This window comes from Gemmatimonadota bacterium, assembly GCA_041390125.1.
Lineage (GTDB): Bacteria > Gemmatimonadota > Gemmatimonadetes > Longimicrobiales > Gaopeijiaceae > JAGQIF01.
Genome location: JAWKQN010000014.1, coordinates 167989 through 177105, shown reverse-complemented (window position 1 = coordinate 177105; position 9117 = coordinate 167989). Strand labels below are relative to the sequence as shown.

Here is a 9117-nt window from a genome sequence, read left to right as displayed (position 1 = left end):
AGTGGACTCGCGAACAGGGACTCAGGCGCTTAGGGACCGCAGACACCGATTGGAAGCACCCAAACACCATCCTCCCTACGGTAGGCGTACGTGCCGGAGCCGACAACAACGCCCAGAGCCGCGGGGTCGCCACATCTCTGCGTGTCTACTCGATCGCGGAGCTTCACGAGGTTGTTGGCAGCTTCCTCGATTGCAGTGTCCCCCCCAAGCTTGACCTCCAGTGCGATCCAGGCCCCGGCGGGCGTCGTGATGATCGCGTCGATCTCCAGGCCGGTGTTGTCGCGATAGTGGAGAACCGATGCCTCGGCCGCCTGGGCGTAGATGCGTAGATCGCGGATGACCAGGGACTCAAAGAGTAGCCCGAACAGTTCGAGGTCTCGTCGAAGCTGTTCAGGACCGGCTCGAAGCGCGGCGGCCGCCAACGAAGGGTCGACAAAGTGCCGCTTGGATGAGGTGCGGAGGATTGAGCGTGATCTCAAGTGCGGTGCCCAGGCCGGTTGCTCCTCGATGATGAAGAGCCGAGTCAGGGCATCGGCATACTCGAGGGCGGTCACGTCCTTCAAGGGCCCGTCTGCGCCGCCCGTGTCCGCAGCGATGGTCGCCATCGAAGCCTGTGTCGCAACATTCCTGGCGTAGGACCGAAGGAAGCGTCCCACGCGTTCAGGGTCGCGGTTCACCTCATCGACACGCCGAACATCGGTGCGCCGGATCTCGTCCAGATAGTCGCGGTTCGCCTGGAGCGCGTTGGATGGAGTTCGCGTAAGATGACCGGGCCAACCACCGATCGCGACGAGCTCAAAGAGTGCCTCCGGCTCGAGCGTGGAGCGAGCGCCCTGCTCCTGCTCCTCGCGTAGCAGGGCTCCCACGGAGAGCGCACCGCTCGAAGCGTCCAGCTCATACAGGGACATCGGGCGCAAGCGGACGCGCGTGAGTCGGCCGGCGCCCGTGTGACGAATCGTGTCATCGGAGGCAACCGCGGAACCGGTCAGGATGAACTGCCCCGGCGCCTGGCGATCATCAATGGTCCGACGCACATGGTTCCAGATCTCTGGAGCGACCTGCCACTCGTCGATCAGCCGCGGTGTCGGGCCGTCGAGGACGAGTGCGGGGTCGAAACCGATCGCGGTTCGCGCCGTCGCATCGACGTCGAGGAGGACCTCACTTTCGGCATGGTGGCGTGCGGTTGCCGTCTTCCCGCAGGCCTTGGGACCCTCGACCACGACACCACCGGCGGCTGAGAGACGACGCCGTATCTCGTCGTCGGTGATTCGCGGCCGGTAGATCATGTCGGTCTCGAGGTCCGTCTGGGCAACAAATGAAAGGGCTGTAGCGGCACAGATATCATGTGTCCAGGGGAATAAATGTAATGTCGACAGGGCGGTAAATACAAAGCTTAGCTGTGCCCACCCCCGGCGGCCCCGTATCCCGAGCTCGGTCCTGCCGAGAAGACCGTGGACCGTCCCGTCGCATCTGGAAATCTCGCCTTGTCAGCGCCTGGTGGGTTGCGGAGATATGGCTGCCATATACCATATATCTATGCCCACCGTGAAAACGACCGTCTACCTGGACGCCGCCGACTACCGCCGCCTCAAGACCCTGGCGGAGGCGGAGGGACGCTCCGCCGCCGAGCTCATCCGCGCCGCCGTGGCCGAGTACACGCGCACCCGGACCGGCCGGCGCCTGCCGTCCAGCCTCGGCGCTGGCCGTAGCGGGGATGGGCAGCTCGCGGAGCGGGCCGAGGAGCTGTTGCACGGGATGGGGGAGGAGCTGTGATCGTCGCGGACACCGGGGCCATCGTGGCGCTGGTCGATCAGGACGACCGTCATCACCAGACACTCCGGGGGGCATTCGAAGCCGATCCGGGCGCCTGGATCCTCCCTTGGGCCATCCTTCCCGAGGTCGATCACATCCTGGCGTCACGGCTCGGGTCCGCCGTTGCGCGCTCGTTCCGCGCCGACGTGGCGTCCGGCGCGTGGGCTGTCGAGTGGAACGGCGGGTCGGATGTCGAGCGCGCGCGTGACCTCGACGCCGCGAACGCGGATCTCGAGCTGGGGCTCGTGGATGCCGTGGTCATGGCCGTGGCGGAGCGGTTGGGCGCTCGAGCCATCGCGACGCTGGACCTGCGGGACTTCGCGGCGGTGACGCTGCGGACCGACCCGGAGTTGTGGCCGAGAGATCTGTAGTTCGATCGTCCGCGTCGGCGCTCACGCGTCCAGGAGGCGGCGGATCGCCGGCGCCTCAGCGTCCGCGGTCCAACTCCACCTCTCCCCGCGCCAGCCATTCCGCAAACCGCCGATCACTCGGCGCCAGCGCATACCCCAGCAACTCCTCCGGCTCCACCCACGCGACCTCCGAGTGCTCCAGGCACTCCGGCTCGCCCCCCGCCTCCACCTCCAGGAACTCGATCACGAACGCAGAGCCGGGGTCGGCGACCGAGAACGCCACCTCGCCGACGGCCGTCACGTCCAGATCCAGCTCCTCGCGCAGCTCACGACGTGCGGCGTCGAGATCACTCTCGCCGGGCTCCACCTTCCCGCCCGGGAACTCCCAGAGCCCGCCGTGCCGTTTGTGGTCGGGGCGGCGGCAGATGAGGAGCGCAGGGCCCCGCCGCAGCACGCAGGCGAGGACACGGATGCCGACTTCGGAGCTCATCGGCCCATCATGGGCCCGGCGGGCCTTCGACGGTAGGGCGGACCCGCTCTGCGGCCGCCGCGCCCGGGACGTCCGCCCCTGCTGTGGCCGGGCTACCGCCCGCCACCCGTCTCCCACCCGGTCGCCCGTCTGACCCTCCCGGTCCGGGACGGCGCTTCAGGCAGAGGGGGCGAGACCCTCGCCCTCGATCCGCGCGCACGCTGCGCGCGCCATCCATCCCGATCCTCCCCGACGGAGGCACCCATGGCCATCCGCCTTCTCAACGTTCCCATCGTCTTCGACTCCGGTCTCGCGGGGCCCCTCGGGTTCCGCAACATCCAACGCACGGTGTCCGTGCCCAGCGTGCAGTCGATCCTGCGCGCCGAGGTGGCGCTCAACGGCTTCGCCATCAACTACACGGACAAGGATCACCACCTCCGGTCGTTGCTCATCGATACCGACATCCTCGCGATCCGCAATCCGAACCAGATCGACTTCCAGATCCAGGTCGCGCTCACGGACAAGAAGCCGGACGACCCGTTCGAGGGTTGGGTGTCGGTGCTCGTGATCGCGGAAGTGGTCGAGCTGCCCGTCGTGGAGACGGAGGATCCCGGCCCGCCGGTCCTCGGTGACTAGCCGGCTCGTTGTCCTGAATCGATGCTGCGCTGCGCGTCCTCAACCGGATGCCCACCCCCGACGCATCTGGTGCATCCCCGACGCGGCCGTCCGGTTCGCGTGAACCCCGGAAGATGGGAGGACGAAGGATGCCCGAGCGCAAGAAGCCGAGCCGACCGGCCGCGAGGAAGAGCACACCGCGGAAGTCGGGCAAGATCGAAGACCACAAGGAATATCTGGTGGAGGTCTCCGCCGAACGCTTCGCGGAGCGTCTGGAGATCTACCGCCTGAAGCCACCGAAGAAGGTGGCGCTTCCCATCATCTGCCTCGACGGACTGATCCGGCCCATCCGCGAGTACGCGCAGTGGGTGCACCCGTTGGAGCCGGTGTCGCTCGACGATCTGAAGAACTGGGTCGGCATCCCCAACGCGGTGGCCCGCAAGGCCTTCGAGCGACCCTCGGCGCTGCGCGGCGGCAACCATGCCTGCTCTCCGCTGCGGGAGGTCTGCATGACGGATCTGCCGCTCAAGAAGTTCCGCTTCGAGCGGTTGGAGCCGCGCCAGCAGCAGGCCGTGCAGCAGCTCGCCACGAACATGCTGTACGGGTACGTGGACGAGGCCGAGGCCAAGGAGCCGCACGTGGCCGCGGTGATCTCCAACATGCTCGAGCGCGCGAAGGGCATCAAAGCGTTCGTCGCGCCCGATCTGATCGTCTGCCCGGACGACCACGTCACGTTCCAGGGATTCTCGACGCTGATCTTCAACAACATCCTCGTCTACGGATCGGGTCAGGTCTCGCCGGGCCACTTCACCAAGGTCGACGCGGTCCAGATCCGTCACGTCAACTGAGCCACTGCCAGAACGCAGGGAGGAACGAACATGCCGACATTCAGTGGACCAGGGACCAACGGGAAGGACGGAGCGCACGGCGCACCGGGCGCCGCGCCCCCTCCGGGAGGGAAGGCCCCGAACGGAGGGAAGGGGAAGGACGCGGAGTGCTCGACCTGGGGTGACGAAGCCCCCACCAACGGCAGTCAGGGTGGGCACGGCGGTCAGGGTGCGACCGGCGCGAGCGGACAGAGTGGCGAGAACGGGGACAACGGCGGCCAGGGTGCCGTCATCACGCTCGATGCCAATCAGTTCGTCGGGCCCGTGACGCTCAACTTCCGGGGCGGCAACGGCGGTCGGGGCGGCAACGGCGGCAATGGTGGTCAGGGCCAGGACGGTCAGGACGGCGGGGACGGGGGTGCCGGGGGCAGCGGGAAGGGCTGCGAGCCGCACGCCCAGCAGGGCCGGGGCGGCAACGGCGGTCAGGGCGGCCGTGGTGGCGACGGCGGCGATGCCGGCAACGGCGGCCGCGGGGGCAACGGCGGTGTGGTGCTGATCCTGTACGATGCCAACGCGCCGTTCCCCAACATCGTGCCGGAGACGCCGGATTCCATGGCGGGTGGGATCGGTGGTGCGGCCGGCTCGCGCGGGATCGGCGGCGGCGGCGGGGGCGGCGGAGACGGCGGCAACGGCAACCCCTCCGGTGCGGGCGCGGGCTCGGGCCCGCAGGGTGCGAACGGACAGACCGGCACCGCCGGTGTGGCCGGCAACCCCGCGACCATCCAGGTGCTGCAGAAGACGTGAGCGGCATCGCCCGGAGCGCGCACGGCGTCTTCGACGCCTGCTTCGGTGGACAGGCGGCGGCCCATCCGGGCCGCCGTCTGCACGCCGCGCTCCTGGACGCGGTGGCGGATCCTGGCGAGCCGTGGGAGCGCAGACCTTCGCTCTGCCACGACGGCACGCCCCTCGTCTACTCGTTCAAGTCGGGCGGGCAGGGCGGGGGTCTGCGCATCCTGGTCGAGCCGGGTGCGCGCGCGGCACCGGTGAGCCGGCAGATCCCCGACGCGCTGAACACCGCGCGTACGTTGCTCACGCACGTCGAGGGTGAGGGCGTCGCGGAGCTGCTGCAGGAGATCGCGTCCGCGGCCTTGCCGGCGAGCCCGGAGGATCGGGACCGGCTGTGGGGCGGCATCTGGCTCGGTGCCGTGATCGGTGCCCAGCCCTCCGAGCTGCGTCTCTACGTGAACCTGCGGCACGGCACGCCGCTTCAGCGCTGGCAGCGCGTCGCGGATCTGCTGGCGCCACTGGCTCCGCGCGCGCTGGAGCCCGAGGTCGCACGCTGGATGCAGTGCCTGGCCCCGCATGCGCTCCCCGTGGGACTGGGAGTGGCCGTGCGCGGAGGACGCCTGCTGGCACTGCGCATCTATGCCGGCCACGCCGCGCCGACCCGCGCGTCCCTGACCGGGTCCTGCCGGCTGGGTGGGGAGGCCGCGTGTGTGTTGGAGGAGGTCGTCGCCGACTTCGAGCAGCGGTTCGGTGCGCTCCGTCCGCAGGCGGTGACCACCGGACACGATTTCGTGCTGGATGACGCGTCCCGGATCGTGTACTTCGGACGCTGCAAGGTGGACCTCTCGTGTCAGGCGGTGGCCGCGCCGGAGCGCTGTGCGCTGGAGGCGTGGGTGCACGGGGCGTTCGACGCGTTGACCGCGCCTGCGTCGGCGGAGATGAAAGACCGGCGCCGACCGACTCCCGCTGAGATCGCGGCGCGCACACCCTCCTCCTCCGCACCCGCTGCGTGGACGCTCGAGCGCTTCACCGCCGCGCTCCACACACACTGGGGCGGAGCGACCACCGAGTTCCTGAGTCTGGGCTTCGCCGACCAGACCCTCTCCCACGCCACGGTCTATGCCAAGCCCGGCCCTCGGCACTGACGTCGGGGTGGTGCACCGCGCCACGGACCGGTTGCTCGCGCTGCAGGAGCGCGACGGGAGCTGGCGGGACTACGATCTGGAGCCCGGCCGCTCGGACGCGTGGATCACGGCGGTGGCGGGGACCTGCCTCGCGTCCGTGTTCCCGGAGGACGAACGAGTCCACGCTGCGTGCGCGCGTGCCGCTGCGTTCCTGGAGGCGGAGCGTCGCGCCGCAGGCTGGGGCTACAACCGCAACGCTGCATGCGATGCGGATACTACCAGTTGGGTGGTCCGCTTCCTCGCACAGAGGGACCGCATCTCGCGGGCGGACGCCGAGTCGCTCCTGCGTCCCTTCTTCGATGCCGAGGGCCGGGCCCACACGTTCAATGCGGCCCGCTTCGGCAGCTGGGCCCACGCACATGAGGACGTCACCCCGAACGCCGGGCTGGCCCTGCTGGCCGCGGGTGTCCCGGTGGAGCAGCTACGCACGCTTCGCGAGACCCACCTCGCGGTCTTCCGACCCGGGACGGGCTGGACGTCCTTCTGGTGGAGCTCAGACAGCTACGCGAACGCGCTCAGCCTTGAGTTCCTGGACGCGAGCGGCGGCATCCCGGACCCCGTGCGGCACGGCCTCGTCCTCCCGGAGGGTGATCCGCCGAGCGCGTTCGAGGCGGCGCAGCGCCTGACGGTGCGCACGCTCCTGGGCCTGGACCCGGGTGACGAGATCGCCTGGCTGCACGCTGCCCAGCTTCCTGACGGATCGTGGTCGGGCGCGCCGGTCCTCCGGGTGCCGGACCAGAGCGATGGCGCGCGCTACTCGGAGCACGCGGATACGTCTGCCATCCTGACCACGGGTCTCGTGATCCGTGCGCTCCGGGGAGGCCGGACTCCGCCTGGATCCGTGGGAGAATGCGACCGATCTGCTCGGTCGTGACCCGGTGGGAGCTCCAGGTCCCCTGACTCCCTTGACCTCGACGCACAGACCATGCATGATGCATGCATGGCCACGAAGACCATCTCCCTGAAGCTCGAAGCCTACGAGCGGCTGCGTCGCGCCCGTCGCAGCCCGGATGAATCCTTCAGCGAGGTCGTCATGCGAGCGGAGTGGCCGGACGCGGCGCTGACCGGGCGCGAGCTGCTTGCCCGGGTGCGGGAGCGGGGGCCCACCTATCCGGCCGAGGCCCTCGACCAGGTCGACGCCAACGACCGGGAGGATGCGCCTCCTGGGGACAAGTGGTCCGGGCGGTGATTCTCGAGACCACGTTCCTCATCGACCTGGAGCGCGAACTCCGCCGGGGCGTCGAGGGGCCGGCGCACCGCTTTCTGGAGTCTCACGCGAAGACCCCGCTCTTCATCACCTTCACCATCGCGGGCGAGCTGGCAGCTGGGTTGCCGCCCGGCGATCGAAACCTGTGGATGGAGCTCATCCGCCCCTTCCGGATGCTCGACTGCACGCCCGAGGTGTGCTGGGAGTACGGGCAGGCGTACCGGTACCTGAAGGCCAACGGTCTGCTGATCGGGGCCAACGACCTGTGGATCGGTGCGACCGCGCTTGCCCACGGCCAGCCGGTGGTCACCCGGAACGTGCGCGAGTTCGGTCGCATCCCGGGGCTGCGGGTGGAGGCCTACGCGGAAGGTTAGCGGCCCGAGCGGATCCGCCCGGGCAGGCCGTAGCGCGCCACGCGCGTGCCCGCGCGATTGCGTCGGGCTCCGGCGCCGCTCATGCTTGCCGCCTCCCTTTTCCCGCGAGCGTCCATGCGTCCGTCCGCCCCCGAAGCCGGCATCACGATCCTGCTGGCGTTCCTGCCGGTGCTCTGCACCGCTTCGTCGATCAACGCCCAGGAGCCCACCCTGGCCATCGTGGGCGGGCGCGTGATCGACGGCTACGGCGGGCCCGTCCTCGAGAACGGCGTGGTGCTCGTGGCGGGCGAGCGCATCGTCGCGGTGGGCCCCGCGTCCGCGGTGACCATCCCGGCCGGCGTCCGGCGGGTGGACGCCAACGGCATGACCGTCCTCCCCGGCCTCTGCGACATGCACGTCCATCTCCAGCTCCTCGGCCACGGCGACTACGCGCGGTGGGACGAGCTGTACGGCGGTCGCGACGAGGAGATCATGGCCATCGGTGCGGCCCAGCTCCTCCAGGCCGGGGTGACCTGTGCGCGCGACCTGGGCGGTCCGCTGGACGAGCTGCTCGCGACGCGCCGGAAGATCGCTGCCGGCGAGATCCCGGGTCCGCGGCTCTTCATCTCGGGACCGTTCCTGCAGAAGGCGCCCTACGAGCCGTGGCAGGCGGAGTATCGGTGGGGGATCGACGGAGCGGCCGATGCGCGCGCCAAGACGCAGCGCCTGATCGATGCGGGGGTGGACGTCATCAAGCTCATCGACCAGGACCAGCTCACCCACGACGAGGTCGCGGCGGTCGTGACCACCGCGCACGCCGCCGGGAAGCCCGTGGTGGCCCATGCGCACCGCATGGACGAGATCCGCGTGGGGCTCGAACACGGCATCGACAACTTCGAGCACACGGGACTGGGGACCGCGCCGGGCTACGCGCCGGACGTGTTGCAGGCGCTGCGCGAGCGGAACTCCGCGCTCTGGTGGACGCCCACCATCTCGCCGCTGTACGTGATGCAGTACACGGGCGAGGTCTTCCCGGAGCGGTTGGATGATCCGTCCTGGCGCGCGGGGATGCCGTCCGAGATGGCGGACGAGATCCGCGCTTCGCTGGAGCACATTCCGTGGCTGCCGTACTACGCGCTCTTCCCCAGCCGGATCCCGCGCCTTCCGGACAAGTTCGCCGAGCTGCGCGAGACCGGCGTGCGGATGCTGATCGGCACCGACTCCGGCATCCCCAGCATGTTCCACACGGACAGCACCTGGCGGGAGATGGTGAAGTGGGTGGAGCTCGGCGTGCCGCCGATGGAGGTGATCCAGTCCGCGACCCTGTGGCCCGGCCGCTTCTTCCGGCGCGATGACCTGGGGACGCTGGCCCCGGGGAGTCTCGCCGACATCATCGCCGTGCGGGGGGACCCGCTCACGGACATGACGGTGCTGCGTTCGGTGGACGTGGTGGTGCGGGGAGGGGAGGTGGTGCGGGCGCCGCGCTGATGGGGTGCAGCGAACGAAGGCAAGGT

General features: G+C 69.6%; 12 protein-coding genes. 10 read left to right on the top strand and 2 right to left on the bottom strand.

Going from position 1 to position 9117, the window contains the following annotated elements:
• Nucleotides 1–29 precede the first annotated feature (29 nt).
• The gene (locus R3E98_16460) at nucleotides 30–1286 is read right to left on the bottom strand and encodes a DUF4143 domain-containing protein (protein MEZ4424989.1); all 1257 of its coding nucleotides are present in this window, start codon (nucleotides 1284–1286) and stop codon (nucleotides 30–32) included.
• Nucleotides 1287–1536: 250 nt separating this feature from the next.
• Here R3E98_16460 and R3E98_16455 point away from each other — a divergent pair, with 250 nt between their 5' ends.
• Nucleotides 1537–1773, top strand: a complete 237-nt coding sequence (locus tag R3E98_16455; protein MEZ4424988.1) for a CopG family transcriptional regulator — start codon at nucleotides 1537–1539, stop codon at nucleotides 1771–1773.
• A complete protein-coding gene (locus tag R3E98_16450; GenBank protein MEZ4424987.1) occupies nucleotides 1770–2183 on the top strand; it encodes a PIN domain-containing protein in 414 nt (137 codons plus the stop codon). The genes R3E98_16455 and R3E98_16450 overlap by 4 nt, the downstream gene beginning before the upstream one ends.
• Nucleotides 2184–2238: 55 nt before the next feature.
• Here the strand turns inward: R3E98_16450 and R3E98_16445 are convergent, their stop codons facing one another.
• Nucleotides 2239–2652, bottom strand: coding sequence for an NUDIX domain-containing protein (locus tag R3E98_16445; GenBank protein ID MEZ4424986.1), 414 nt, complete (start codon nucleotides 2650–2652; stop codon nucleotides 2239–2241).
• Between the two features lie 243 nt (nucleotides 2653–2895).
• Here R3E98_16445 and R3E98_16440 point away from each other — a divergent pair, with 243 nt between their 5' ends.
• The 8 genes from R3E98_16440 (at nucleotide 2896) to R3E98_16405 (ending at nucleotide 9091) form a co-directional block, all read left to right on the top strand.
• Nucleotides 2896–3267, top strand: coding sequence for a hypothetical protein (locus tag R3E98_16440; GenBank protein MEZ4424985.1), 372 nt, complete (start codon nucleotides 2896–2898; stop codon nucleotides 3265–3267).
• Between the two features lie 128 nt (nucleotides 3268–3395).
• Nucleotides 3396–4094 (top strand): hypothetical protein, encoded by a 699-nt coding sequence (locus R3E98_16435; GenBank protein MEZ4424984.1) that lies wholly within the window; start codon nucleotides 3396–3398, stop codon nucleotides 4092–4094.
• Nucleotides 4095–4124: 30 nt separating this feature from the next.
• Nucleotides 4125–4877 carry a hypothetical protein gene (locus R3E98_16430; GenBank protein MEZ4424983.1) on the top strand — a complete coding sequence of 251 codons (753 nt, stop codon included), beginning with the start codon at nucleotides 4125–4127 and terminating at the stop codon, nucleotides 4875–4877.
• Nucleotides 4874–6004 (top strand): hypothetical protein, encoded by a 1131-nt coding sequence (locus tag R3E98_16425; protein ID MEZ4424982.1) that lies wholly within the window; start codon nucleotides 4874–4876, stop codon nucleotides 6002–6004. Before R3E98_16430 ends, R3E98_16425 begins: the two co-directional genes overlap by 4 nt.
• Nucleotides 6005–6014: 10 nt before the next feature.
• On the top strand, nucleotides 6015–6917 hold the full coding sequence (locus tag R3E98_16420; GenBank protein ID MEZ4424981.1) for a hypothetical protein: 903 nt from the start codon (nucleotides 6015–6017) through the stop codon (nucleotides 6915–6917).
• A 66-nt stretch (nucleotides 6918–6983) separates the two neighbouring features.
• Nucleotides 6984–7232 carry an antitoxin VapB family protein gene (locus R3E98_16415; GenBank protein MEZ4424980.1) on the top strand — a complete coding sequence of 83 codons (249 nt, stop codon included), beginning with the start codon at nucleotides 6984–6986 and terminating at the stop codon, nucleotides 7230–7232.
• Nucleotides 7229–7624, top strand: coding sequence for a type II toxin-antitoxin system VapC family toxin (locus R3E98_16410; GenBank protein ID MEZ4424979.1), 396 nt, complete (start codon nucleotides 7229–7231; stop codon nucleotides 7622–7624). The genes R3E98_16415 and R3E98_16410 overlap by 4 nt, the downstream gene beginning before the upstream one ends.
• A 114-nt stretch (nucleotides 7625–7738) precedes the next feature.
• On the top strand, nucleotides 7739–9091 hold the full coding sequence (locus R3E98_16405) for an amidohydrolase family protein (protein ID MEZ4424978.1): 1353 nt from the start codon (nucleotides 7739–7741) through the stop codon (nucleotides 9089–9091).
• Nucleotides 9092–9117 lie beyond the last annotated feature (26 nt).

Coding starts and splice junctions, on each gene's coding strand:
- R3E98_16460 (MEZ4424989.1), bottom strand. CDS start 1,286: ATGATCTACCGGCCGCGAATCACCGACGACGAGATACGGCGTCGTCTC.
- R3E98_16455 (MEZ4424988.1), top strand. CDS start 1,537: ATGCCCACCGTGAAAACGACCGTCTACCTGGACGCCGCCGACTACCGC.
- R3E98_16445 (MEZ4424986.1), bottom strand. CDS start 2,652: ATGAGCTCCGAAGTCGGCATCCGTGTCCTCGCCTGCGTGCTGCGGCGG.
- R3E98_16440 (MEZ4424985.1), top strand. CDS start 2,896: ATGGCCATCCGCCTTCTCAACGTTCCCATCGTCTTCGACTCCGGTCTC.
- R3E98_16435 (MEZ4424984.1), top strand. CDS start 3,396: ATGCCCGAGCGCAAGAAGCCGAGCCGACCGGCCGCGAGGAAGAGCACA.
- R3E98_16430 (MEZ4424983.1), top strand. CDS start 4,125: ATGCCGACATTCAGTGGACCAGGGACCAACGGGAAGGACGGAGCGCAC.
- R3E98_16415 (MEZ4424980.1), top strand. CDS start 6,984: ATGGCCACGAAGACCATCTCCCTGAAGCTCGAAGCCTACGAGCGGCTG.
- R3E98_16405 (MEZ4424978.1), top strand. CDS start 7,739: ATGCGTCCGTCCGCCCCCGAAGCCGGCATCACGATCCTGCTGGCGTTC.